This is a genomic window from Burkholderia latens, assembly GCF_902499045.1.
GTDB lineage: Bacteria > Pseudomonadota > Gammaproteobacteria > Burkholderiales > Burkholderiaceae > Burkholderia > Burkholderia latens.
In genome coordinates, this window is record NZ_CABVPL010000074.1 from 1 (window position 1) to 25454 (window position 25454).

General features: G+C 69.3%; 26 protein-coding genes. 10 read left to right on the forward strand and 16 right to left on the reverse strand.

All coding sequences use genetic code 11. From position 1 onward, the window contains the following. The first annotated feature begins 261 nt into the window (after positions 1–261). Positions 262–1557: an MFS transporter gene (gene tcuC / locus BSE24067_RS30650; protein ID WP_151067091.1), complete on the forward strand. Its 1296-nt coding sequence runs from the start codon at positions 262–264 to the stop codon at positions 1555–1557. A 50-nt stretch (positions 1558–1607) separates the two neighbouring features. Next, positions 1608–2390, forward strand: coding sequence for a substrate-binding domain-containing protein (locus BSE24067_RS30655; RefSeq protein ID WP_151067093.1), 783 nt, complete (start codon positions 1608–1610; stop codon positions 2388–2390). Positions 2391–2414: 24 nt separating this feature from the next. On the opposite strand, the gene dctA is transcribed toward BSE24067_RS30655, so the two are convergent. From dctA to BSE24067_RS30670, 3 genes are all read right to left on the reverse strand, one after another. Beyond that, positions 2415–3737, reverse strand: a complete 1323-nt coding sequence (dctA, locus tag BSE24067_RS30660; protein WP_151067090.1) for a C4-dicarboxylate transporter DctA — start codon at positions 3735–3737, stop codon at positions 2415–2417. Between the two features lie 64 nt (positions 3738–3801). Then, positions 3802–4725, reverse strand: coding sequence for a LysR family transcriptional regulator (locus BSE24067_RS30665; RefSeq protein WP_151067089.1), 924 nt, complete (start codon positions 4723–4725; stop codon positions 3802–3804). 231 nt (positions 4726–4956) lie between these two features. Next, a complete protein-coding gene (locus BSE24067_RS30670; RefSeq protein ID WP_151067088.1) occupies positions 4957–5406 on the reverse strand; it encodes a response regulator in 450 nt (149 codons plus the stop codon). A 237-nt stretch (positions 5407–5643) separates the two neighbouring features. Here BSE24067_RS30670 and BSE24067_RS30675 point away from each other — a divergent pair, with 237 nt between their 5' ends. Then, positions 5644–6357 carry a UdgX family uracil-DNA binding protein gene (locus tag BSE24067_RS30675; protein ID WP_151067087.1) on the forward strand — a complete coding sequence of 238 codons (714 nt, stop codon included), beginning with the start codon at positions 5644–5646 and terminating at the stop codon, positions 6355–6357. Continuing rightward, positions 6354–7661: an NRAMP family divalent metal transporter gene (locus BSE24067_RS30680; protein WP_151067086.1), complete on the forward strand. Its 1308-nt coding sequence runs from the start codon at positions 6354–6356 to the stop codon at positions 7659–7661. The genes BSE24067_RS30675 and BSE24067_RS30680 overlap by 4 nt, the downstream gene beginning before the upstream one ends. A gap of 127 nt (positions 7662–7788) precedes the next feature. On the opposite strand, the gene BSE24067_RS30685 is transcribed toward BSE24067_RS30680, so the two are convergent. The 7 genes from BSE24067_RS30685 to BSE24067_RS30715 all read right to left on the reverse strand — a co-directional run bounded on the left by BSE24067_RS30685 (position 7789) and on the right by BSE24067_RS30715 (position 12529). After that, positions 7789–8400 carry a DUF892 family protein gene (locus BSE24067_RS30685; protein ID WP_151067085.1) on the reverse strand — a complete coding sequence of 204 codons (612 nt, stop codon included), beginning with the start codon at positions 8398–8400 and terminating at the stop codon, positions 7789–7791. A 59-nt stretch (positions 8401–8459) separates the two neighbouring features. After that, positions 8460–9074, reverse strand: a complete 615-nt coding sequence (locus BSE24067_RS30690) for a DUF4142 domain-containing protein (protein WP_151067084.1) — start codon at positions 9072–9074, stop codon at positions 8460–8462. Between the two features lie 28 nt (positions 9075–9102). Further along, entirely contained in the window at positions 9103–9960 is an 858-nt protein-coding gene (locus tag BSE24067_RS30695; RefSeq protein ID WP_151067083.1) for an SDR family oxidoreductase, read from the reverse strand. A 127-nt stretch (positions 9961–10087) separates the two neighbouring features. After that, positions 10088–10654, reverse strand: coding sequence for a hypothetical protein (locus BSE24067_RS30700; protein WP_151067082.1), 567 nt, complete (start codon positions 10652–10654; stop codon positions 10088–10090). A 67-nt stretch (positions 10655–10721) separates the two neighbouring features. After that, entirely contained in the window at positions 10722–11021 is a 300-nt protein-coding gene (locus BSE24067_RS30705) for a DUF2795 domain-containing protein (protein ID WP_151067081.1), read from the reverse strand. A gap of 38 nt (positions 11022–11059) precedes the next feature. Beyond that, entirely contained in the window at positions 11060–12088 is a 1029-nt protein-coding gene (locus BSE24067_RS30710; protein ID WP_151067080.1) for an SDR family oxidoreductase, read from the reverse strand. 27 nt (positions 12089–12115) lie between these two features. Then, positions 12116–12529, reverse strand: coding sequence for a BON domain-containing protein (locus BSE24067_RS30715; RefSeq protein WP_151067079.1), 414 nt, complete (start codon positions 12527–12529; stop codon positions 12116–12118). Between the two features lie 240 nt (positions 12530–12769). Between BSE24067_RS30715 and BSE24067_RS30720 the strand changes: the two genes are divergently transcribed. The 5 genes from BSE24067_RS30720 to BSE24067_RS30740 all read left to right on the forward strand — a co-directional run bounded on the left by BSE24067_RS30720 (position 12770) and on the right by BSE24067_RS30740 (position 17314). Then, entirely contained in the window at positions 12770–14083 is a 1314-nt protein-coding gene (locus BSE24067_RS30720) for a glycosyltransferase family 4 protein (RefSeq protein ID WP_151067078.1), read from the forward strand. Then, entirely contained in the window at positions 14083–15129 is a 1047-nt protein-coding gene (locus BSE24067_RS30725) for a UDP-glucuronic acid decarboxylase family protein (protein WP_151067092.1), read from the forward strand. The genes BSE24067_RS30720 and BSE24067_RS30725 overlap by 1 nt, the downstream gene beginning before the upstream one ends. A 263-nt stretch (positions 15130–15392) precedes the next feature. Continuing rightward, positions 15393–15623, forward strand: coding sequence for a hypothetical protein (locus BSE24067_RS33160; protein WP_170297534.1), 231 nt, complete (start codon positions 15393–15395; stop codon positions 15621–15623). An 81-nt stretch (positions 15624–15704) separates the two neighbouring features. After that, positions 15705–16412, forward strand: coding sequence for a PIG-L deacetylase family protein (locus tag BSE24067_RS30735; protein WP_151067077.1), 708 nt, complete (start codon positions 15705–15707; stop codon positions 16410–16412). Further along, a complete protein-coding gene (locus BSE24067_RS30740) occupies positions 16391–17314 on the forward strand; it encodes a glycosyltransferase family 2 protein (RefSeq protein ID WP_151067076.1) in 924 nt (307 codons plus the stop codon). The genes BSE24067_RS30735 and BSE24067_RS30740 overlap by 22 nt, the downstream gene beginning before the upstream one ends. Before the next feature lie 15 nt (positions 17315–17329). Here BSE24067_RS30740 and BSE24067_RS30745 read toward each other — a convergent pair whose 3' ends face one another. After that, a complete protein-coding gene (locus tag BSE24067_RS30745; RefSeq protein ID WP_151067075.1) occupies positions 17330–18697 on the reverse strand; it encodes a sigma-54-dependent transcriptional regulator in 1368 nt (455 codons plus the stop codon). Positions 18698–19043: 346 nt separating this feature from the next. On the opposite strand from BSE24067_RS30745, the gene BSE24067_RS30750 reads away from it, so the two are divergent. Then, positions 19044–20108, forward strand: coding sequence for a sigma-54 interaction domain-containing protein (locus tag BSE24067_RS30750; RefSeq protein ID WP_151067074.1), 1065 nt, complete (start codon positions 19044–19046; stop codon positions 20106–20108). 33 nt (positions 20109–20141) lie between these two features. Here the strand turns inward: BSE24067_RS30750 and BSE24067_RS30755 are convergent, their stop codons facing one another. The 5 genes from BSE24067_RS30755 to BSE24067_RS30775 form a co-directional block, all read right to left on the reverse strand. Continuing rightward, complete coding sequence (locus BSE24067_RS30755; protein ID WP_151067073.1) at positions 20142–21092, reverse strand: glycosyltransferase; 951 nt, start codon at positions 21090–21092, stop codon at positions 20142–20144. Next, positions 21082–22158, reverse strand: coding sequence for a glycosyltransferase family 9 protein (locus tag BSE24067_RS30760; protein ID WP_151067072.1), 1077 nt, complete (start codon positions 22156–22158; stop codon positions 21082–21084). Before BSE24067_RS30760 ends, BSE24067_RS30755 begins: the two co-directional genes overlap by 11 nt. Next, complete coding sequence (locus tag BSE24067_RS30765) at positions 22155–23156, reverse strand: glycosyltransferase family 2 protein (RefSeq protein WP_151067071.1); 1002 nt, start codon at positions 23154–23156, stop codon at positions 22155–22157. The genes BSE24067_RS30760 and BSE24067_RS30765 overlap by 4 nt, the downstream gene beginning before the upstream one ends. Then, entirely contained in the window at positions 23143–24900 is a 1758-nt protein-coding gene (locus BSE24067_RS30770; protein ID WP_151067070.1) for a carbamoyltransferase family protein, read from the reverse strand. The genes BSE24067_RS30765 and BSE24067_RS30770 overlap by 14 nt, the downstream gene beginning before the upstream one ends. A gap of 3 nt (positions 24901–24903) precedes the next feature. Then, on the reverse strand, positions 24904–25454 hold a 551-nt coding region (locus tag BSE24067_RS30775; protein ID WP_174904968.1), incomplete at its 5' end, for a glycosyltransferase family 9 protein.

Here is a 25454-nt window from a genome sequence, read left to right on the forward strand (position 1 = left end):
AACCGCCCGGTGCGGACCCGCATGCCGGGTGGTGTGGGAGGGGATCGGCCAGACTCTCTGACCGCCCCTATCCCGATCGGTGAGCGGCCCACGCCGGCGTTCCGTCGAGCCGGTCAGGTTCATTCTTCGCCCCGATTGATAACCAGACAACATCAATCGATCCAAAATTCGCACTTATCGTTTCCCCGTCTCCGCGCGAACATTGCCGAAACGACAAATAACGGCTCCCCGCGCATTTCACGATTTCCTGGAGACACCCTGATGCACCCCTCGCCCAGCCTTCCGACCGGACGTTCGAAGGCCGCCGCGGTATTCCGCGTGACGGCCGGCAACTTCCTCGAGCAATTCGACTTCTTCCTGTTCGGCTTCTACGCAACGCAGATCTCGGCCGTGTTCTTCCCCGCCGCGAGCGAGTTCGCGTCGCTGATGATGACCTTCGCCGTGTTCGGCGCCGGCTTCCTGATGCGGCCGCTCGGCGCGATCGTGCTGGGCGCGTACATCGACGACGTCGGCCGCCGAAAGGGCCTGATCGTCACGCTGGCCATCATGGCGAGCGGCACGATCCTGATCGCGTTCGTCCCCGGCTACGCGACGATCGGCCTGCTCGCCCCCGTGCTCGTGCTGATCGGGCGACTGCTGCAAGGCTTCTCGGCCGGCGCTGAGCTCGGCGGCGTGTCGGTCTATCTCGCCGAGATGGCCACGCCGGGCCGCAAGGGCTTCTTCACGAGCTGGCAGTCCGCCAGCCAGCAGGTCGCGATCGTGGTCGCGGCCGGCCTCGGCTTCGCGCTCAATCAATGGCTGAGCGCATCGTCGATCGCCGCGTGGGGGTGGCGCGTGCCGTTCTTCGTCGGCTGCATGATCGTGCCGTTCATCTTCATGCTGCGCCGCAATCTGCAGGAAACGCAGGAATTCCAGGCGCGCCGGCATCGCCCGAGCATGAAGGACGTGTTCGCCACGCTGGCGCGGAACTGGGGCGTCGTGATCGCCGGCATGATGCTGGTCGCGATGACGACCACGAGCTTCTACCTGATCACGGTCTACGCGCCGACCTTCGGCAAGACCGTGCTGCACCTGAGCACCGCCGACAGCCTGCTCGTCACGCTGTGCGTCGGCGTGTCGAACTTCGTGTGGCTGCCGATCGGCGGCGCGCTGTCCGACCGGATCGGCCGCCGGCCGCTGCTCGTCGGAATGACGGTGCTCGCGATCGCGACCGCTTACCCGGCGCTGTCGCTGCTCGCGCACGCGCCGTCGTTCGTGAACATGCTGCTGGTGCTGCTGTGGCTGTCGTTCATGTACGGGATCTACAACGGCGCGATGGTCGTCGCGCTGACGGAAGTGATGCCGGTCGAAGTGCGCGTCGCGGGCTTCTCGCTCGCGTACAGCCTCGCGACGGCCGTGTTCGGCGGCTTCACGCCGGCGATCTCGACCGCGCTGATCCACATGACCGGCGACAAGGCCGCACCTGGCTACTGGATGAGCCTCGCCGCGGTGTGTGCGCTGCTCGCGACGTTCGCGCTCTATCGCCGCCATCCGGCGACGCTGACGCCGGCGCACTGACGCCGTCCGGCCATCGATCCACCCGATTCCGCACGATCACGACCATGAAAATGAAAAACCTGCTGCTGAAACTGTGCGCGACCGCGCTGGTCGCCACCTCCGCCGTCGCCGCGAACGTCCAGGCCGCCGAGTTGCACGTGATGAGCTCGGGCGGCTTCACCGCCGCGTACAAGGTGCTCGGCCCCCGCTTCGCCGCGCAGTCGGGCAACACGCTCGCGACCGCACTCGGCCCGTCGATGGGCAAGTCGCCCGAAGCGATTCCGAACCGGCTCGCGCGCGGCGAACCGGCCGACGCGGTGATCATGGTCGGCTACGCGCTGGACGATCTGATCAAGCAGGGCAAGGTGATTCCCGGCTCGCGCGTCGAGCTGGCCGATTCGCGGATCGGCATGGTCGTGCGCGAAGGCGCGGCGAAACCCGACATCAGCACGGCCGACGGCCTGAAGGAGGTGCTGCTGCACGCGAAGTCGATCGCGTACTCGGACAGCGCGAGCGGCGTCTACATCGAGCGCGAGCTGTTCAAGAAGCTCGGCATCGAGGATCAGGTGAAGTCGAAGGCGAAAATGATTCCGCGGATTCCGGTCGCATCGGTGGTCGCGAACGGCGACTACGAAATCGGCTTCCAGCAGGTGAGCGAACTGCTGCCGGTGAAGGGTGCGACGTACGTCGGCAAGATTCCCGAAGCGCTGCAGTCCGTCACGCGCTTCGCGGCCGGCATCCCCGTCGGCGCGCAGCATCCGGCCGAAGCGAAGGCGCTGCTCGACTATCTGGCGTCGCCGGACGTGCAGCCCGACGTGAAGTCGACCGGGCTGGATTCCGTCGCCGCCCATTGATCACGCGCGACGGGAACGCGGGCGTCAGACCGCGTTCCCGTCGCGCCCGGCGCCGGCCCCCGCATCGCCGGCGCCGTTCGGGCTCACCGGCCCGATCCCGCTCAGCGTCCGTGCGAGCCGCGCACGATCGCACGCCCTCTCCCACACCGACACGAAGATCACCGCGCACGCGTTGCTGATCACGCTCGTCAGCGCACGCGCCTCGGACATGAAGCGGTCGATGCCGACCAGCAGCGCGACGCCGGCCACCGGCAGGTCCGGCATCACCGCGAGCGTCGCGACGAGCGCGACGAGCCCGCTGCCGGACACGCCGGCCGCCCCTTTCGACGTCAGCAGCATCACCGCGAGCATCGCTGCGATCTGCGGCGCGGACAGCGGCACGTCGCACGCCTGCGCGATGAACATCGCGGCGAGCGTCAGATAGATCGCGGTGCCGTCGAGGTTGAACGAGTAGCCGGCCGGCAGCACGAGCCCGACGACGCCCTTGTCGCACCCGAGCGCCTCGAGCTTCACGATCAGGCGCGGCAGCACCGGTTCCGTGGACGACGTCGCAAGCACGATCAGCAATTCCTCGCGGATGTAGCGCAACAGCCGCCACAACGCGAATCCGTGCAAGCGCGCGAGCGGCGCCAGCACCAGCGCGACGAACAGCACGCAGGCCACGTAGAACGACGCGATCAGCCGCGCGAGCGAGCCGACCGAGCCGATGCCGAAGCGGCCCACCGTGAACGCCATCGCGCCGAACGCGCCGAGCGGCGCGAGCCGCATGATCATCGCGAGCACGCGAAAGACGATCTGCGCGACGCCGTCGATCAGCGCAAGCACGGGCCGGCCGGCCTGCGGATACGCGTTCAGCGCAAACCCGAACAGCAGCGACAGCAGCAGCACGGGCAGCACCTCGCCCTTCTGGAACGCGCCGACGATCGTGTCCGGAATCACGTTCAGCGCGAACTCGACGAACCCGTGCGGCTGCGCATGCCGCACATATTGCGCGAGCAGGCTCGCATCGAGATGGCGCACGTCGACGTGCATGCCGGCGCCGGGCCGCAGCACGAACGCGGTGACGAGCCCGAATGCCAGCGCGGCCGCGGTCAGCAGATAGAACAGCACCAGCGCGCGGACGATCGTGCGGCCGATCGCTTTCCCGTTCGCCAGCGACGTGATGCCGGAGACGATCGTGCAGAACACGATCGGCGCGATCATCATCCGCACGAGGCCGACGAATGCATCGCTGAGCGGTTTGAGCGTCGCGCCCACGGACGGCCAGAAGTGGCCGACGCTCACGCCGAGCGCCATCGCGAGCAGCACCTGCACGTAGAGCGAACGCAGCGGTCTTGCGAGCGTCACGATGCGGTCGTCCCCGATGGGCGGGCAGTCATCCGGCTCGTCATCGTCGCGTTCGTCACTTTCGTCATTTCACTGTGGCGCGGCTTGCGGCTGCGCCGCGCTTCGCGTCGACGATCGCCTGGTGAAATGCTTCCGCGGCCGGCGTCAGCGCGCGCCCGCGCCGCTTCACGATCCCCACGCGGCGCTTGACCACCGGCTCGACGAGCGGCACGCTCGTCAGCAGCGGATGATCGTGGCCGGGCATCGCCATCGACGGCACCGCGGCGACGCCGAGGCCCGCTTCCACGAGCCCGAGCATCGTCGTCACGTGGCGCGTCTCGCACACGCTCGGCGTGCGCGGCGCGACGGCCGTCAGCGCCTGGTCGAGCAGCAGGCGGTTGCCGGACGTCTTGTCCACCGACACGTATTCGTACGCGTAAAGCTCGTCCCACGTCACGCGCTTCTTGCGCGCGAGCGGATGATCGCGCCGGCACGCGGCAACGAAGCGCTCCTGCAACAACAGCCTGAAGTCGATCTCGGGCTCCTGGCTGCCCATGAAGCTCACGCCGAAATCGGCCTCGCCGCTGATCACCGCGCTCAGCACCTCGTTCGCGCCCGCGTCGAGCAGCTTCACGCGGATGCGCGGAAAACGGCGGTGATAGCTCGCGATCACGTTCGGCAGGAAGTAGTACGCCACCGACGGCACGCACGCGATCGTCACGTGGCCGAGGCGGCTCGACGACACGTCGCGGATGCCGAGCAGCGCGACGTCGAGATCGTCGAGCAACTGCTCGGCGCTCGGCGCGAACACGCGGCCGACGGTGGTCAGCGTGACGCTGCGCGTGGTGCGCTCGAACAGGCGCACACCGAGCGCTTCCTCCAGCTTGTCGATCCGGCGACTCAACGCGGGCTGCGAGATGCTGATCGACTCGGCGGCCTTGCGGAAGCTGCCGAGCTCCACCACCGCGCGAAACGCCTGCAAGTCGGTCAAATCGAAGTTGATTCCCACGGGGCCGGTCTCCGGTCTTTCAAATGCCCGGTATTGTGCACGATTCGACCCGGCCCACCCAGCCGGGAAGTTACCGGCCCCGCGCGGCGCTACGCGCGATGGCGCAAACGCGCGATCTGCCGGACGCGCCGCCACGCGGCGCGCGCCGCACGACGGAGCCCGCCGCCAGCCGGCTGCGCACCGTTTTACAAGCGCCGTGTAATGCCCGTGCGGGCAGCCTCTGCATCCGCATCATCGCCCGCCGCCGCAGGCCAGCTCCAGATAACGCAGCAGCCGGTGCGGCGTCAGCGGCTTCGCGCAATGCGCGTCGAAGCCCGCTTCCCGCGCCCGCTCGCGGTCGCGCTGCGACGCGAACGCACTGCACGCGATCAGCAGCATGTCGCCGGTGCGCGGATCGCCGCGCAGCCGCGTCGCGAGCTGCAAGCCGTCGAGGCCCGGCATCGCGATGTCGAGCACGATCGCGAACGGCTGCCAGTCGCGCGCGAGATCGCAGACGACGAACGGGTCGTCCGCGACGCGGCACTCGAAGCCGCGCGCCTGGAGCAGCAACTGCAGCGCGTCCGCGGCATCGCGATAGTCGTCGACAACCAGCACGCGGCGCGGCCGTAGCGGCACGCTATCGGGGGCGCGCCACAGCAACACGTCGTCGGCGGCCGGATCGTCGCCGGGATTGGTGTGCATCGTGTTTCTCCTGGTGAAATGGATGCGGCCCCGACGCAAACTGCGCGCCCATATTGACTGCGTCCGGCATGCCGGTTGCTGCATCCGATCGATATCCTCGATAGGAGAGCCGTTGATGCGCGCACTGCCGATGTTCCGGCCCGCCAAGGCCTTCGTTCCGCGTGGCGCCCGCATGCGGACGTGCCGGGCCGCGCGCGCCGCCGCGTACCGGCCGGGGGCATGCGCGGGAGGTTCCGCATGACGCGCCAGACGCACTCACGGCCGTCATCGCCGTCGAGGCCGTCGACGTCCTCGGCCCCTGCGAAGCGGGCAAAGCCGGCGGCGGCCGCAGCCAGGCGCGCCGACGACGACACGCCCGCCACGCTCGACGCATGCCGCCGCTGCTCGCTGTGGGAGCACGCGACGCAGCCCGTCCCCGGCGCAGGGCCGGCCGACGCGCGGATCATGCTGGTCGGCGAGCAGCCAGGCGACCAGGAGGACCGCACGGGCATTCCGTTCGTCGGCGCGGCGGGCCGCATGCTCGATCGCGCGCTCGACGAAGCCGGGATCGATCGCACGCAGGTCTATCTGACCAACGCGGTCAAGCACTTCAAATGGGAGCCGCGCGGCAAGCGCCGGCTGCACAAGACGCCCGCGCAGCGCGAGGTCGCCGCGTGCCGCTACTGGCTGCAACGCGAACTCGACACGATCGAGCCGCGCGTGATCGTCGCGCTCGGCGCGACGGCGCTGCGCGCGGTACTGCAGGACAACGACGCGACGCTGGAGCGCGCGCGCAAGCCGGTGCGCACGCCCGGCGGCAGTGTCGTCGTCGCGACCTATCACCCGTCGTACGTGCTGCGCACGCGCGGCGCCGATTCGCGCGAGCACGCATACCGGACGCTCGTCGACGCGCTGCGCACCGCGTCGCGCCTCGCGCGCGGCGCCGGCGGCGAGCACGGAGACGCCGAATGAGCGGCCTGCGCGACGACGACACGCCGCGCGCCGCCGCTGCGGCCGAATCGGCCGAGAAGCCGTGGTACCGGCGGCTCGGCCCCGGCCTGCTGGCTGGCGCGTCCGATGCCGACCCGAGCAACGTCGCGGTCTATGCGCAGGCCGGCAGCCAGTTCGGTTTCCACATGCTGTGGATGATCGTCGTCACGCTGCCGATGATGGTCGTCGTGCAGCTGGCGTCGGCATTCGTGGCGCGCGGCAATCGCAAAGGCCTCGTCGCGGGGATCCGCGAGCACTTCTCCGACAGGCTCGCGAAGACGCTGGTCGTGATGGTCGTGATCGTCAACGTCGTGAACGTCGGCGCGGATCTCGCCGCGATGGGCGACGCGACCGCGCTCGTCGCCGGCGGCCGCAGCTACTGGTATGCGCCGGTCTACGGAATCGCGTCGCTCGCGCTGCAGGTGCTGATGTCCTACGAGCGCTACGCGCGCTGGCTCAAGTGGATGACGCTCGGCCTGCTCGCGTACGTGATCGAGCTCGCGTTCGTCCACGTCGACTGGGGCAGCCTGCTGCATGCGATCGTGCTGCCGCACATCGCGTTCACGCACGACTATGCGACGACGGCGGTCGCGGTGCTCGGCACGACGCTGAGCCCGTACCTGTTCGTATGGCAGGCCGCGCTCGAGGTCGAGGAAACCCAGGCCGAGCGCCGCAACGGCGACACCGCATGCGCGCCGGGCGCGCGCCGCGACACCGAGCGGCGCATCACGATCGACACGTGGACCGGGATGGTCGTGACCAACGCCGTGTCGTTCTGCATCATGGTGGTCGGCGCGGCCGTGTTCTTCACGCACGGCAAGCACGACATCGGTTCGACCGCGCAGGCCGCCGAAGCGCTGCGCCCGATCGCCGGCGAAGCGGCGTTTCTCGTGTTCGCGTTCGGCATCGTCGGCTGCGGGCTGCTCGCCATTCCGGCGTTCGCCGGCAGCGCCGCCTACGGCTGCGCCGAAGCATGGCGGTTCCGCGAAGGCCTGAACGAGCCGGTACGGCGCGCGCCGGGGTTCTATACGGTGCTCGCGCTGTGCGTGATCGTCGGCATCGCGATCTGCTTCAGCCCGGTCAATCCGATCAAGGCGCTGTACTGGAGTGCCGTGCTCAACGGCGTCGCCGCGGTGCCGATGCTCGTGCTGGTGATGCTGCTGTCGCAGCGCCGTGACGCCGAAGGCCGACCGGGCACCGGTGTCGTGTCGAAGTGCTTCGGATGGCTGGCGGTCGTGCTGATGGCCGCGTCGGTGGTCGTGATGGCGGCGGACCTGCTGACCTGACGCGGGGGCGGCAACTGGTTGCGTACGCAACCACGATGAATACCGCGAGAACGAAAACAGAAAGCCGGGCCGCCGCGCAAGCGGCAAGGCCCGGCCGACGGGCTGCGGCGTGACGGTTACATCACGGTTACATCATCTTGCCGCGTGACTTTTCGGCCCGCGCCGCGTCGGCGGCCGACTCCACCTTCTTCACTTCCTCCGGCGGCGGCAGCACGGCCTTGAAGCCCATCGACTCGATCCACATCTCGCGCGCCCAGCCGCGGGTGTGATACAGGTGATGGTCCTCGTCGGCCTCGACTTCATCATGCGCGGCCTTCAGCGCCTTCGCCGCGTCGCTGTCCGGCAGCTGATCCGCCGCATAGCCGATCAGTTCCCAGTTCAGGTGGTCCTTGGTCTCGGCGAGCACCACGCACTCGGCCGCGACGACCTGCGCGACTGCCGGGTCGGCCTGCTTCTTCGCCTGCTCGATCACCTGGACCAGCGACTGGCCGGTCGCCGCCACCGCGGCGCGCCCCGGCGACTGCGCATTCGGATCGAGGCCAAGCGTCTCGAATACCTTGCGCAGCACCTCCTGGTGATGCATCGTCTCGCGGTGGTACTTCTCCCATTCCTTGTGCAGGTCCTCGTCGGTCGCGCACTGGAGCGCGGCCTCGTAGATCTTCGCGCCGCCAAGCTCGGTCTCGTATGCCTGGCAGAGCAGTTCGAGGATGCCTTCGTGCTTCGATTGCCGTTGGGCCATGACTGCTTCTCCGAAAAAGCGGGCCGCCCGTGCGGCCCTGGGGTTGAACCGGGCGCGCGCTATTGCGCGCCCACCTTGCGTGCGACCGTCTCGGCCATGCTCAGGTGATGCTTGAGCGTCGGCAGCGTGGATTGCGCGAACGCGCGCAGCTGTGCGTCCTTGCCGTCGCGCGCTTCCTCCTCGAACAGCGCGACCGCCTTCTTGTGCGCATCGGGGCCGGCCGCCGCGAGATACGCGGTGTCGAAATCGCGGCCGCTCTTGCCGCGCAGCGCTTCCACGTCGGGATCCGAAATCTGGTCGACCTGCGGCTTCATGCCCTTGCGCGCGGCGATCGCTTTGAGCTTCGCGTTCGCCTTGCCGTGATCGGCCACCATCCGTTTCGCGAATGCCCGCACGTCCGCCGACTGCGCCTGCTTCAACGCGAGCTGGCTCGCCTGCACTTCGGCCTTGCCAGCCATCGCGGCCTTGTCGACGAATTCGGCATCGGTGCCCTGCGGCGCTTTCGCGATGCCCGGATCGCCCGCCGCGCCAGCGCCCGACGACGGATTGATCACGCCGCCCGGCACGTGCGAATTCGATGCGGGCGGCTCGCTCGGCATCTGCGCCCGCGCGAGGCCGGAGACGGCGAACACGCCGGCGGCGAGCGCCGCGATCGTCCAGTTGGGTTGGTTCATGCGCTTTCTCCTTCGGTGGGGGGAGCCGTCAACCGCCGACGATCGAGCCGCCGTTCGGGTGCAACGTCTGTCCGGTCATGTAGCTCGCGCCTTCCGATGCGAGCAGCACGTAGCAGTCGATCAGCTCGTCCGGCTGGCCGGGACGCTTCAGCGGCACGTTCGAGCCGAACTTCGCGACCTGCTCGGGCGTGAAGGTCGACGGGATCAGCGGCGTCCAGATCGGCCCCGGCGCGACGGCGTTCACGCGAATGTCGCGCTCGGCAAGCTCGATCGACAGCGAGCGCGTGAACGCGACGATCGCGCCCTTGGTCGCCGAATAGTCGGGCAGCTTCGGGTTGCCGTGATACGCGGTCACGGACGCGGTGTTGACGATGCGGCCGCCCTGCTTCATGTGCGGCAGCGCGGCCTGCGTGCAGAAGAACATCCCGAAGATGTTCGTCCGGAACGTGCGCTCGAGCTGCTCCTCGGTGACGTCTTCGATACCGGGCTGCGGATGCTGTTCGCCCGCGTTGTTCACGAGCACGTCGAGCCGGCCGAGCCGCTCGACCGTGCGCGCGACCGCGTCGCGCGCCTGCCGGCGATCGCCGACGTCGCACGCGATCGCCTCGCAGCGCCGCCCGGCCTGCTCGATCAGCCGCTTCGTATGCGCGGCATCGTCCGACTCGTTCAGATAGACGATCGCGACGTCCGCGCCTTCCTTCGCGAAGCCGATCGCGACCGCGCGGCCGATCCCGCTGTCGCCGCCCGTCACGAGCGCGACCTTGCCGGCCAGCTTGCCGCTGCCGACGTAATCGGCCGCTTCGTCGCGCGGCTTCGGGTTCATCTCCCGCTCGGTGCCCGGCTGCTGCGTCTGCTGCTGGGGCGGCGGGGTCTTTGCCGTAGTCATCGTTTCCTCCTTGGACGGGTGCGGGAAGGTGAGCGCAAACGGCGTGCCACGCGGTGCGGCGCCCGCGCGCAATCGCGCGCGCCACACGCTGCACGCCGCGTTGCAAGCGCATGCAGAAACGGCATGCTCAGCGCGCGCTGCCCTGCGTGGTACCGTCGGGCCGGCGCACCGGATCGAAGTCGCGCCATTCGCCGTCCTGCCAATCGCCTTCGACGCGCTCGATCGATTGCGCGCCGGTCGCGCGCAGCACGTCTTCGGCGGCGGCGGCGGTCGTCGGCGTCACGCGCGCGGCCAGGATCACGCCAGTTTCGGTCTGCGCGAGCGTGCCCTTGCCTTCGGCCTGCTCGCCGCGCATGCGGCCGAGCGCGCCGCCGAACGCGCCGAGATACGCGCCGGCGAGCGCGCCGGCCGCCGGCACGAACCAGTAGCGCAGGCCCAGCGCATAGATGATCAGTCCGACGACGACACCGATCAGCAGCCCGCGCATCGCGCCGACCATCGCGCCGCGGCCGCCCGGCTTCGCGGCCGTGTCGGCGTACACGTCGCCGCCGATCGGAAAGCGCGCGTGCTGGCCGCCGGGATTCAGGAAGAAGATCGACACGTCGTCCGGGCCGAACGCGCGCTCGTAAAGGTGGCGCGCCCCACCTTCCGCTTCATCGAACGTCGTGAAGCGGCCTGCGACGATCATCGCCATGCTCGTCCTCCTCGTGACGGTGAGTGGCCGCGCACGCAGCGGCGCGCGCGGCGCGATGCGGCGGCGCTCACATCAGCCGCCCGAGCTCCTTCGACACCGACGCCGGCGTCGTGTATTCGCGGTCGGGGATCTGCCGCAGCATGTCGAGCACCTCCTTGTCCGCATGCGAACGTTCGGCGCACTGCACGACGTCCTCCTTGCTCGCCGGATAGTCCATCCCCTTCAGCGCCTTCTGCACGTCGACGGGGCTCGGCGTCTTGCCGTGACCGCCCTGGTGGCCGCCCTTGTCGTGGTCCTGCTGCGTGCGCTCGCCTTCGTGCGCGCGCGAGTGGCTGTGTTCGTGGCCCGTATGTTGTCGGGATGACATGAAAACCTCCTTCGATTGAAAAACGGAAAGGAACACGCTTACGCCGGCTCGCGGCGCGAGCGCGCAAGCGCGGCGAACACCAGCGCCGCCGCGCCCAGCGCGACCGCGCCCGCGACCTTCGGCCGCTGCACCACCGCGTTGTACGCGCACCCGCGCAGCACGGGCCCTTCCATCCCTTCGCGCTCGTGCAGCACATGGCGGGATTCGTACAACGCGTTGTCGTCGCGGGGCCGCGCGGGGCGCACCGTGCGCTGGCCGCGCGAGAACAGCGTGGCCGCGACGCGATCGAACAGGCGCGGCGCGTGATACGCGCTGGCCGACGTCAGCTTCGCGGCGCCGCCGACGAACAGCGTGCGGCGCGGATGCGCGGCCGCGTACAGGATCGCGTCGGCGACGAGCTCGGGGTCGTAGATCGGCGGGGGCAGCTTCGCCTCGACGTTCATGTAGTTCTTCGCGTGCATCACGAACATCGTGTCCATCGCGGCCGGCTTGATCAGCGTGACCGATACCGGCAGATGATCCGACTCCAGCTCGAGCCGCAGCGAATCGGTGAAGCCCTTCACCGCGTGCTTCGACGCGACGTACGCGCTTTGCAGCGGCACCGGCGCGTCGGACACCTCGCTGCCCATGTTGATGATCGCGCCGCCGTGGAAATCGCTCTTGCGCCGGAAATGATCGGACGCGACGAGCGAGCCGTGCACGACGCCCCAGTAGTTGGTGTCGAACAGTCGGCGCTGATCCTCGAGCGGGACCGCGGCCGCCGTGCCGAAGATCGACACGCCGGCGTTGTTGACCCACGTGTCGAAACCGCCGTAGGTCTCGACCGCTTTCGCGGCCGCGCGCTGCAGATCCTCGAGATTGGCGACGTCGCCGGCGACCGGCACCGCCAGCCCGCCGTGCTGACGGATTTCGTCGCACAGCGTGTTCAGCGCGTCCTCGTTGCGCGCGAACAGCACCAGCTTCGCGCCGCGCCGTGCAGCCTTGCGCGCGGTGACGAGGCCGATGCCGCTCGTGGCGCCCGTGATCACGATCGTCTGTTCACCGACCGGTTTGAGCATGCACTTCATCGGGGGACTCCTTTTACGGGGCCGGGATTATTTCGGGCGAATGGTCAGCTGGTCGCGCACGTCCTGCACGCCGTCGATCTTCCGGACCACGCTCACCGCCTGCGTGCGCTGCGCTTCGTCCGGCACGCTGCCGGTGAGCATCACGACGCCGTGGCGCGTCTTCACGTGGATGTCGCCGGCCGACAGGCCGCTCGTGCCGACGAGCTCCGCCTTGGCCTTGGTCGTGATGGTCGCGTCGCGGATCTTCGCGCCGGTGCTCGAATGCGTCGACGACGACATGGATGACGATGACGATGCCGCGCCGTCGTCGCCGGCGGCGAACACGTTCGGCGCGACGACCGCACAGGCGGCGGCCGCGGCGATCGCGATCGCCATGCCGACACGCTTGGCGGGATGACGGCGGAATCGCGGTGCGCGGGCTTGCAGCGGGAATACCTTCATCGTGACCTCCTTCGTGGTGCCGGCAGGGCCGGCGGTATTCGCGGTGGCGCAAACCGCGTGCCGCGCCCGGCGCGCCGCGTACGCATGCGCGGCGGCGATCAGACGCCCTTTCATCCAACGCGTTGTAATTTTTTCGGCGCATGGGAGAGCCGTTTCCCCCGCAAAGGGCCGGGCATGCCGTTTGCCGAACAGGGACGCAACGGGGCCCATCGGCGCGGCCCCGACTTCGGGAGCAACACCATGCAAAGAATCGCGTTGATCAGTGAACATGCGTCGCCGCTGGGGGTGATCGGCGGCGTGGATGCGGGCGGCCAGAACATCTACGTCGCGAACGTCGCGAAGCAACTGGCCGAGCGCGGCCTCGACGTGGACGTCTACACGCGTTGCGACAACCCGCATCTGCCCGAAGTCGTGCAGATCGGCCCGCGCATGCGCGTGATCCACGTGCCGGCCGGGCCGCCCACCGACGTGCCGAAGGAGCGGCTGCTGCCGTACATGGGCGCGTTCGCGGACTACATGATCGCCCGCATGCGGCGCGAACCGGACCCCGTCGACGTGATGCACGCGAATTTCTTCATGTCCGGCGAGGCCGGCTTGCGTGTGAAGAAACGCCTCGGCATCCCGCTCGTCACGACGTTCCATGCGCTCGGGCGCGTGCGGCGGCTGCACCAGGGCGCGGCGGACGGCTTCCCGGACGAGCGCTTCGCGATCGAGGACACGCTCGCGCGCCGCTCGGACCGGCTGATCGCCGAATGCCCGCAGGACGCGCTCGACCTGACCACGCACTACCACGCGGACGCCGCGCGCATCGAGATCGTGCCGTGCGGGTTCGACGCGCGCGAATTCCGGCCGGTGCCGCGCGCGGACGCGCGCGCACGGCTCGGCTGGCCGCAGCACGCATTCATCGTGCTGCAGCTCGGGCGGCTGGTGCCGCGCAAGGGAATCGACAACGTGATCGACGCGGTCGCGCGGATGCCGCGCGACCCGCAGCGGCCGACGCGACTCTACGTCGTCGGCGGCAGCCAGGCGACGCCCGACCCGGCACGCGATCCGGAACTCGCGCGGCTCGCCGCGCTCGCGCACGACACCGGCATCGCGGAGCGCGTGACCTTCGTCGGCCGCCGCGAGCGCGACGCGCTGCACCTGTACTACAGCGCGGCGGACGTGTTCGTGACGACGCCGTGGTACGAGCCGTTCGGAATCACGCCGGTGGAGGCGATGGCATGCGCGGCGCCGGTGATCGGCAGCGACGTCGGCGGGATCCGCACGACCGTCGACGACGGCACGACCGGCTATCTGGTGCCGCCGCGCGACCCGGCCGCGCTCGCCGAGCGGCTGCTGCAACTGCGCGCACGGCCCGAACTATGCGACGCGCTCGGCCGCGCCGGGTACCTCCGCGCGCACCGCTTCTACACGTGGCGCGGCGTGACCGACCGTCTCGTCGACATCTACCGCGACGTCGCGCAGCCGCAGCGCGCCGGCACCGCGGCCAGCCGCCGCACGCCCGTCGCGACGACGCCGGGCGTACTCGCGCACCGCAAGGAGAATGCATGATGAAGGGCTACGATCGCAAACGCGTACTCGTCACCGGCGGCGCCGGGTTTCTCGGCTCGCACCTGTGCGAACGGCTCGTGACGTCCGGCCACGACGTGCTGTGCGTCGACAATTTCTACACGGGAACGAAGGACAACATCGCGCATCTGCTCGATGCGCCGAACTTCGAGCTGATGCGGCACGACGTGACGTTTCCGCTGTACGTCGAGGTCGACGAGATCTACAACCTCGCATGCCCCGCGTCGCCGGTGCACTACCAGCGCGACCCGGTGCAGACGACCAAGACGAGCGTGCACGGCGCGATCAACCTGCTCGGCCTCGCGAAGCGCGTGAAGGCGCGCATCCTGCAGGCATCGACGAGCGAGGTGTACGGCGACCCCGACGTGCATCCGCAGGACGAGCGCTACTGCGGCCGCGTAAACCCCATCGGCGTGCGCGCGTGCTACGACGAAGGCAAGCGCTGCGCGGAAACGCTGTTCATGGACTACCACCGGCAGTATGGCGTCGATGTGCGGATCGCACGGATCTTCAACACGTACGGGCCGCGCATGCATCCCGCCGACGGGCGCGTCGTGTCGAACTTCATCACGCAGGCGCTGGCCGGGGAGCCGCTGACCGTCTACGGCGACGGCAGGCAGACGCGCTCGTTCTGCTATGTGGACGACATGGTCGATGCGCTGATCCGGCTGATGGGCGAGCCGGGCGACGCATGCGAACCGGTGAATCTCGGCAGCGACGACGAGATCGCGATGATCGACGTCGCGCGCGAGGTCGTGAGGATCGTCGGCACGCAGGTTCCGATAGAATTCCGCCCGCTGCCGTCCGACGATCCGCGCCAGCGGCGGCCCGATCTCGAGGCCGCGCAACGGCGCCTCGGCTGGCGCGCGACGACGCCGCTCGCGAGCGGGCTCGCGCACACCGCGCGGTACTTCATCCACCGGCAGGCGGTGCACCACACGCCGGGCGATCTCGTGCGCAGCACGCAGATCGCGTCGCACATGCTCGCGCAGATCAGCACGCAGAACCGGCCGACGACGGCGACGTAACCGCGATCACGCGACGACGGCCGGTGCGCACCGCGCATCGGCCGTCGCGCTTCGTCACGCGCGCGATCTCGTGCCCCCATTCGCACACGCGGACCAGCTTGTGCAGGTAGCCGCAGAAACCCGCGCGTCGAGCACGCGCAAATCGCGCGGCACGACCCCGTTCGCGTCGCCGCGCCGCGGCGCGTCGCGCAGCCGGAAGTCGTCGCCGTCCGGCATCGCGAGATCGGCCAGCACGACGGTCGGCCGGATCGGACCGGAACAGCATGCACACGAGCAGCCCGCTCGCGACCGTCGATGCGATTCCGAACAGGAACTGCGTCACACGCTGCGCCGGCGAGCATCGGATAGGAGAGGACGAGCGGCTAATTCAGGCCGCCGAAGCGGATCGCGAGCGCGACGAGCATCGCCGCGTTCACGTAATTCCCCCCGGCCGTGCAATCCCGATCATCGGACACGCTCACGCCATGAGCGTCGGCGTCCGCGGCGCCGGCTGAACGGGTGGGCACGCCGCATGCTTGCCGATCCCTACCGCCGGCTCGGCCGCTTACGCTCGTCACCACGGAGGTTTTCGACACATGACCGTTCCGACACGCTGGCTCGTCATCTCGCCGCATCTCGACGATGCCGTCCTCAGTTGCGGGCAGGTGCTCGCGCAGGCGCCCGGCTCGGTGGTCGTCACGGTGTTCGCGGGCATTCCGCCGCGCGATACGGCCGCGCCGCCGTGGGATCGCCGCGCGGGCTTTCGCACCGCCGACGAAGCGATGCGCAAGCGCCGCGACGAGGATCGCCGCGCGCTCGAGGCGCTCGATGCGCGCCCGGTCTGGCTCGATTTCCTCGACGATCAGTACGGCACGCGGGCCGCGTCGACCGACATCGCCGCGCATCTGGCCGACACGATCGACGCGCATCCCGACTTCGGCGTGCTCGCGCCGGCCGGCCTGTTTCATCGCGATCATCTGCAGGTGCAGCAAGCCGCGCTGTCGCTGCTGCGCGAACACGCCCGCGTGGGCGGCGCATCGCGCGTGTGGCGCTTCTACGAGGACGTGCCGTATCGGCGCATCGAAGGTCTGATGGCCAAGCGCGTGATCGGCTGGCGCGAGCACGGATGGGTCGCGCATCCGGTCGCCGCGCCGGCCGGCAACCGCACCGGCGGCGCGGCGGCGAAGGCCGCCGCGGTCGACGCGTACGCGAGCCAGATTGCGCTGTTCGAGCCTCATATGCGCGCCGATCTCCGTGAACCCGAAGCGTACTGGCGGCTGGAATGCGGCGGCACATCCGCGTAACCCCGCCGCGCGTGCGCTTGCCGCCGCTCGAAGCGCGCGTGACCGCGGTCGTGCTGACCTTCCGCCGCCCGGCGGAACTGGCACGCACGCTCGCGCGGCTCACCGCTCTGCCCGACCGGCCGGCGATCGTCGTCGTCGACAACGGCGACGACGACGCGACCGCCGCGCTCGTGCGCGAGCGCTTTGCGCATGCGGTGCTCGTGCATGCGCCGCGCAATCTCGGCGCGGCCGGCCGCAATCTCGGCGTGGCCGCCGCACGCACGCCGTACGTCGCGTTCTGCGACGACGACACATGGTGGGCGCCCGGCTCGCTCGCCGCGGCCGCGAATCTGCTCGACGAGCATCCGCACGTCGCGGCCGTCACCGCGCGCGTGCTGGTCGGCCCGGAACAGCGCGAAGACCCGACCTGCCGGTTGATGGCCGAGAGCCCGCTCGACGCGCCCGCCGCGCTGCCGGGGCGCCCGATCCTCGGGCTGCTGGCCGGCGCGACCGCGTTCCGGCGCGACGCGTTCGTGGATGCGGGCGGCTACCATCCGCGCTATTTCCTCGGCGGCGAGGAAGCGCTGCTCGCGCTCGACCTGTATCGCGGGGGCAGATGGCTCGTCTATGCGCCGCATCTGACGGTGCATCATTACCCTTCGACGCAGCGTGACGTGAAGACGCGCGTGAGCGTGTCCACCCGCAACGCGGTATGGACGGCGTGGCTGCGATGGCCGGCCGGCGCCGCGCTCGCGTACACCGTACGCATGCTGCCGCGCCTGCGGCGCGAACGCGGCATCATCCGCGCGTTCGCGGGCCTGCCGTGGATCCTGCGCGAGCGGCGCACGATTCCGCCGCACGTCGAACGCATGCGCCGCCAGCTCGCCGACGACGCGCGGCACCGTGCGGGCGAGCACGCATGAACGCCGCGCGCGGCATCAGGAATCGGGCTTTTCCGCTTCGTCTTCGAGTTGCGCGAGCCGGTTGTAGATCGTTTTCAGGCTGACGTCGAGCACTTCGGCCGCCTGCGCCTTCACGCCGCCGCATTGCGCGATCGTGCCGAGGATCAGCTTGCGGTCGACTTCCTCGAGCGGCGTGCCGAACGGCACCGTCACGCGATCTTCATGCGAGTCGACCATGCTCGACAGTTCGTCCATGATCGGCGGCGGCAGCGTATCGATCACGTCCGCGTCGCTGAAGATGCTCGCGCGCTGCACGAAGTTGCGCAGCTCGCGCACGTTGCCCGGCCACGCATACGTTTTCAGCGCCTCGCGCGCGGCCGGCGAAAAGCGCAGGTTGCGCCCGCTCTCGTCGTTGTAGCGCTGCAGGAACGCGTCGGCGAGCATCGGGATGTCGTCGCCGCGCTCGCGCAGCGACGGCAGCGGAATCGGGAACACGTTGATCCGGTGATAGAGGTCGGGCCGCAGCTTGCCTTCCGCCATCGCGGCTTCCGGGTCGCGGTTGGTCGCGGCGACGATCCGCACGTCGACGTCGATCTCGCGCGTCGAGCCGAGCCGCGTGAGCCTGCCGGTTTCCAGCACGCGCAGCAGCTTGACCTGCGATTCGACCGGCATCTCGGTGATTTCGTCGAGAAACAGCGTGCCGCCGTCCGCGCGTTCGAAAAAGCCCTTGTGCTGCCGCTCGGCGCCGGTGAAGCTGCCGCGGTCGTGACCGAACATCTCGCTCTCGACCAGGTTCGCGGCGATCGCGCCGCAATTCACAGCGAGGAACGGGCCGCGACGGCGCAGGCTCAGGTCGTGCACCGTTTGCGCGGCGAGCTCCTTGCCGGTGCCCGATTCGCCGGTGAGCAGCACCGACGCCTCGGTGCGCGCGACGCGGCCGATCGCATCGTAGACGGCCTGCATCGCGGGCGAACTGCCGAGCATGCGGCCGAAGCGGCCGAGGCGCTGAAGTTCGGAGCGCAGCTCGGCGATTTCCTCGTGCAACGCGGTGGTGCGCGGCACGCGCGCGAAGATGCTGTTCAGCCGCTGCATGTTCAGCGGCTTCACCAGATAGTCGGTCGCGCCGCGCCGCAATGCATCGATCGCGGTTTCGAGGCTTGCGTGACCGGTGGTCAACACCATTTCGCAATGCCCGCGTTTGGGCAATGCGTCGAACAGATCCATCCCGTTGCCGTCCGGCAAAACGAGATCGCACAACACGAGATCCGGAGTATTCGTCGAGACGAGCGTGCGCGCTTCTTCGAGCGTCGCGGCCGTATCGCATGCAAGCTGCTGGGCTTGCGCGAGTGCCGCGAGCATCGCGCGCGTGTCTGCATCGTCTTCGACGATCAGGACGTAAGGCATCGAAGCTCCTTGTGATGCGGCCCGGCGCATCGTTCAACCCAGGGCCGCGACGGGCGTGCGGTGCGGGCGCGACACCTGGCACGGGCGACGCGTCGGCACTGCACACGTATGAGCAGACAAGCTGTCCTGCCATGAAAAACGAGTGCTTAGCAGTATAGAAGAAGCGTGTCGTGCAATCGCGCTCCATCGAATAAATCTATCTGTTTGCGAAGGACGCATTGCGAGATTCAATCTTCTTCGATACGTGTAAACGGTATGCTTGTTAAGCAAAAAACGACGTATATCGCGTCATTTTTTCATCCAGTCTCGACGGTTTCGGTCAAAACTTCCCAACTCGGTCATACCCATGTCGAAATCCGACGATGACGGCACGCGACTGTTCGGCCGCTCGCGAACAATCCAGGATCTGCTGCAAAAGATATCGCGCGTCGCCGCAACGCGCGTGAGTGTGCTGGTGGTCGGCGAAAGCGGCGCCGGCAAGGATATCGTCGCGCGGCTCATTCACGACATGAGCCCGCGCCGGCGCGGCCCCTTCGTTCCGGTCAATTGTGGTGCGATTCCAAAAGACCTCGCGGAATCGCATTTGTTCGGTCATGAAAAAGGCAGCTTTACCGGCGCGGTCGCGCAACATGTCGGCATGTTCGAAGCCGCACGCGGCGGCACGCTGTTTCTCGACGAAATTGCCGAAATGCCGGCGGAACTGCAGGTAAAACTGCTGCGCACGCTCGAGACGAACACGATCATGCGCGTGGGCGGCCACGAAGCGATTCCGCTCGACGTGCGAATCGTCGCGGCCACCCATCACGATCCGGTCGAGGCGGTCCGCAGCGGCCGGCTGCGCGAGGATCTCTTCTACCGGATCGCGACGATCGCGCTCCACGTGCCCGCGCTGCGGCAGCGCGAGGACGACGTGGGCGACATCGCGCTGCAGATCGTCGAACGGCTGAACGCGCGGCATCGCACGCGCAAGCGCCTGTCGATGCAGGCGATGAAGGCGCTGCGCGCATACACGTGGCCCGGCAACGTGCGCGAGCTGCGCAATGCGCTGGAGCGCGCGTTCATTCTCGCGGACGAGCAGATCGAACTGCAGCTGCCCCGCCGCCAGCCGCCGCGCGAGGAAGTGCGCCACAACGCGATGACGCTGCATATCGGCACCACGCTCGCGCATACGCAGCAGCGCTTCATCGTCGCGTCGCTGCGCCATTTCAACGGCGACAAGCCGCGCACCGCGAAGGCGCTCGGCATCAGCCTGAAGACGCTGTACAACCGGCTCGCGCTGCTGCCCGAGCACGAGCGCAACGCGACGAGCGCGCCGGCCGCAACCGGGTCGGGCAACGGCGGCGCGGGCGGCGCAACGGGCACGGCCGGCAGCGCGAGCGCAACCACGCCGCCTGGCGCGCCAAGCCAGTGAGCACGCGCGTGGCCGCTCACGCGGCCACGCGCGTTACGACGTCATGTCGCGCAATGCGCTGTCCCAATCCCGCGCGAACCTGTCGATCGCGAACCGCTCGCATGCGTCGCGTTTCGCGGCCGCGCCCCACTCGCGCGCGAGTTCCGGCTCGCGGATCAGCATCCGCATCGCATCGATCAGCACCGCGGGCCGCGTGTCCGCGACGCCGTTGTGACCGCTGCGCACGAGCTGCGCCATCTCGGTCGTTGCGAGCGCAACGATCGGCATGCCGATCATCATCGCCTCGATCACTGCGAGCCCGAGGCTCGTATAGCGGATCGGATTGAAGAAGAACCGGTAGTGCGCGAGGAACTGCGGCAGCGCCGGGTTCGGCACCTCGCCGATCCCGCCCAGTTCGGCCGAGCCCATTCCGACCAGGTCCAGCGGCACGCTGCGACGCACGTCCTCGAACAGGTCCGCGCCGAGCCGCCGGCCGCGCCGCGCGAGGTTGTTCACGACCGTCACGCCTTTCGGCAGCGTGCCGTGATATTCGACGTCGCCCGGCACGAGCACGCCGTGCTCGATCACGCGCGTCGGCGTGACGCCGTTGTCCCACATCAGCGCGTTGAACGGCGTCACATGCACGAGCAATGCGTTCGGATCCTGCACCGGATGCAGCGTGTCGGTCGGATGCTCGCGCGGCGGATCGTGTTCGAGGAACAGCGTCGGCAACGCGCGCTGCGCCTCGCTCAGCAGGCGCACGCGATCGTGCTCGTAGTGACTGTGATGCTGGTACAGCACGCAGTCGAATTCGGTGTCGCGCACGCATTCGGCCGGCACCTCGATCACGTTGTCGCCCCACGGCAGGTGCCCGACGCGCCCCGCATAGCCGGGCGGATGCTTGGCTTTCGTCACGATGTAGAAATCGTGCGGCGCCTGCGACAGGTAGTACAGATAGTTGCCATGCACGTGCCAGGTGAGCACGCGCAACCGCTTACGTGACATGACGTCTCTCCTCCGCGAGCAGCTCGCCTGCCCGATCGATCACGTCGCCGACACCGATCGCCGTCGCGCACTCGTGTCCGTACGGGCACGCGTCGAACATGCACGGCCGGCAGGCCGGGTAGCTCGCCAGCACGCGATGGCGTTCGGCGTCGAGCGGCGCCCAGCGGGCCGTGTCGCTGCCGCACGCGACGACGATGCTCGGCGTACCGAGCGCCGCCGCGACGTGCGACACGCCCGTGTCGTTGCACAACAGCAGCCGCGCGCGGCCGATCAGCGCGGCGAGCGCGCCGAGCGGCGTGCGGCCGCACAGATTCACGCACGGCCGCCCGAGATGCTCGGCGAATGCGTTGGCGAGCGCGAGTTCTCCGCGCGTGCCGGTGAGCACGATCTGCCAGCCGTCGTCCGCGAGCTGCCGCGCGGCGCTCGCGAAGCGCTCGACCGGCCAGCGCCGCGACGCCATGCGCGCACCGGGATGGACGACCACGTAGCGGCCGGCCTCGAGCGCGTGCTCGTCGCAGAGCACGTGCCACAGCGCGTAATCGAGGCCGCCGAGCGGGAATTCGAGGTAATCGCCCCAGTCCGGGTAGCCGAGCTTGCGCGTGAGCGACAGATAGCGCGTGACTTCGGGCTCGGTGTCGCGCCACACGACCGAGCAGTCGAGCGCGGCCGTGCCGCCGTCGGGCGGCACGAAGCCGGCCGTGCGGGTCGCGCCGAGCGATGCGACGATCGCGTTGGTGTGCGCGCCGCTGCCGTGCAGCTGGATCGCGAGATCGAAGTCGCGCGCGCGGCATTCGGCGATGAACGCCTCGCGCGCGGCCGGATCGGCGTCCGGTTGCTCGCCGAGGCCCGGCGCGCCGGGAAACGCGATGAAGTTGTCGATGTAGTCCGAGAAGCGCGACGCGAATTCGCGCGCCCACGGCAAGCCGATCAGCGTGATACGCGCGTCGGGCTCGCCGCGCCGCAGTGCGCGCAGCGCGGGCACCGCGCACAGCATGTCGCCGAGCTGCAGCGCGCGAAAGACCGCGATGCGCTTCGGGCCGGATGATGGAGCCGAGTCGAGCATCATAGGAAGAACACCCGGAAGTGAAGCGCGCCACGCACGCGCCAGTACAGCGAGACGGGCGGAATCGCGATCGACGTGACGATCATCTCGGCGACGTGCGACGGCGTGAGTCGCGTGCCGCGCAGCCGCTTCACGCAGAACGCCGCGGTGATCACGGCCCATGCCGCCGTGCACGCGATGCCCGGCTCGCGCAAGCCGGCCGCGAAGCAGCCGAGCGCGCCGAGCGCGAACAGCACGGCCGCGTAGTAGTTCCATGGCGGCGTCGGCCGGATATGACGCCGGTAGGTCGCGCGATGCTTCTTGTACAGCAGCGCGTCGAAATACACCTTCGATTGCGCGCCGATGCTCGAGCCCCAGCGCGCGGGCCGCACCGGATGAACGATCCGCGCGGTGTCGACCTCGACGATCGGCCCCGCATGCTCGCGCAGCGCGAACATCAGGTCCGCGTCCTCGCGCCACGCGCGCGTGAAGCGCTCGTCGAAACCGCCGACGCGCTCGAGCGCGGTGCGCCGCACGAAGCAGTTCGCGGTCGCGAACTCCGCATGCGCGAGACCGGCCGCGTCGCGCTCGTAGTCGGTCGGGCGCGGCCGCAGCGGCACGTCGATGCGCCCCGCGGCGGCCGCCGCCGCCGGCTCGGCCAGCAGCGCGGCCGCGCCGTGCTTCAGCCAGGTCGGGTCGGGGATCGTGTCGTCGTCGGTGAATGCGATCAGCGCGCCGCGCGCGCTTCGCCAGCCGACGTTGCGCGCGCCGGCCGGCCCCTGCGTATCGGGCGCGGTCATGTAGCGGATTGCGGGCACGTCGGTCACGCGCGCACGACATGCATCGACGACCGGCCGCGCGCTGCCGGCCGGGTCGTCGTCCACGACGACGATCTCGTACGTCGTCGGATCGAACACCTGCACGCACAGCGCGTCGAGGCAGCGTTCGAGCAGGTCGGGCCGCCGGTAGGTCGGCACGACGACCGACACCACCGGCGGCAGTTGCGTGTCACGCATGTTCATGTCGCGGCTTCTCCAGCAGGAACGAACCGATCACGAGCGCATCGAGCGGCGACGTCCAGAAGCATTCGATCGCGTCGCGCGGCGAACAGACGATCGGCTCGCCGCGCGTGTTGAACGACGTGTTCACGAGCACCGGCACGCCGGTCAGCGCGTCGAACTCGGACAGCAGCGCATGCAGCAGCGGGTGCTGGTCCTCGTCGACCGTCTGCACGCGCGCGGTGCCGTCGATGTGACGCACCGCGGGAATCGTCGCTTCGGCCCCCGGCGCGACGTCGTACACGAACAGCATGAACGGCGCGCGCAACGGCGTGTGCTTGCCGCCGTTGAACCAGTGGTGGGCCTTGCTTTCGAGCACCACTGGCGCGACCGGCCGGAAGTCCTCGCGATCCTTGATCCGGTTCAGCTTGTGCTGCATCTCGGGATCGGTCGGCGACGCGAGAATCGAGCGCGCGCCGAGCGCACGCGGCCCGAACTCCATGCGGCCCTGGAACCAGCCGATCACGCGGTTCGCGGCGAGCAGCTCGGCCGTCTGCGCGGCGACGTCCTCGAGCCGCCGGTACGGCAGCTGCGCTTCCTTCAGGAACGCTTCGATCGCCTCGTCGCTGTACGACGGCCCCAGATACGCATGGTCCATCCGCCAGTCGCCGCGCATCCCGCGCATCCGGAAGTCCGTCCACAGCGCGGCGCCGAGCGCGGTGCCCGCATCGCCCGCGGCCGGCTGCACCCACACGTCGTCGAACGGGCCGCGATCGCGGATCTTCGCGTTCATCACGCAGTTCAGCGCGACGCCGCCCGCCATCGCGAGCTGCTTCTCGCCGCTCTCGGCCGCGAGCCAGCCGACCGCCTGCAGCGTCGTGTCCTCGAGCACCAGCTGCAGCGCGTGCGCGATGTCGCAGTGATGCGGCTCGATCGGGCCGCCGCGCTCGCGCGCCGGACCGAACAGCGCGACGAGATCGCCGTCGCTGATTTCGTAGCGGCCTTCGCCGCCGTAGCGCACCAGCTTGCGCATTTCGTCGGCGAACACCGGCTTGCCGTACGACGCGAGCGCCATCACCTTGTACTCGTCGGACGAATGAAGGAACCCGAGGTAGCTCGTCACGCGCTCGTACAGCAGGCCGAGCGAATGCGGCATGTTGACCTGGCCGAGCCGCCGGTACGACTGCCCGTCGAACACGCCGTAGCTCGTCGTCGCGCGTTCGCCGCGGCCGTCCATCGTCATCACCGCGCAGCGTTCGTACGGCGCCGCGAGAAACGCGCTCGCCTCGTGCGCGAGATGGTGCTCGATGAAGTGCCAGCGGAACGGCCCGTCGTACGCGACGCCGCGAAAGCGCCGCTGCAAATGGTGCGGCACGCCGCCCGCGAGCTGGCGCGGCGCGTTCACGATCGACGAAAGAAACAGCGGATGCCAAGGCGACTCACCGTCGGCGCGCGGCGCGTGCGCGGACGGCGCGAGCGGCAGCGTCAGCTCGCGCGTGTCGCCGTGACGATCGAGTTCGAGCCATGGGTCGTACGAATACGCGACGTGATCGACGTCCGCGAGCACGATGCCCGCTTCGGCGAGGCAGTAGTCGATCGCGTGAAACGGCAGCTCCCACGTCGAAAACGGCACCGGCCGCTTCGCATGCTTCACGTGCGTGAAGCGTTCGTCCTCCGCCGCCGCGATCACGACGCCGTCGCGCACGAGACATGCGGCGCTGTCGTGGAACGCGGCGTTGATACCCAGCGTATAAATCGGTTCGGCCATGCGTCAGCTCCTGGTGGTGACGTGCGCGAAGGGAATCACGTTCGACGCGTTCGCCGCGGCCGGCTCGTCGTCATGCGCGGCGGCGCGTGCAGCCGCGCGCAGCGCATGGCGTTCGCTGCCGCGCAGCAGCGCGTGCGTGGCCGCGACGACGTCGTCCACGCCCACGCCGAGCAGACACGGATGGCCCGGCTGGTTGCAGACGCTGCGGTAGCAGTTGCGGCACGGCACGTCGACGTTCAACGCGCGATGCGGCACACGCCACGGCGTGTGCTGCGGGTTGGTCAGTGCGTACAGGTCGACGACCGGCGTGCCGAGCGCGGCCGCGAGATGCACGGGGCCGCTGTTGTTCGACAGCAGCAGGTCGGCCGTCTCGATCAGCGCGCCCAGTTCGCCGAGCGGCAGCTCGCCGGCAAGCGGCACCGCGCGCGGCCCGGCGCGTTCGCACACCGCATCGACGAGCGCGCGTTCGCCGGCGCTGCCGGTCACGGCGATGCCGTCGAACAGCGGCGCGAGCCGTGCCGCCGCGTCGCCGAAGCGTTCGGCCGGCCAGCGCC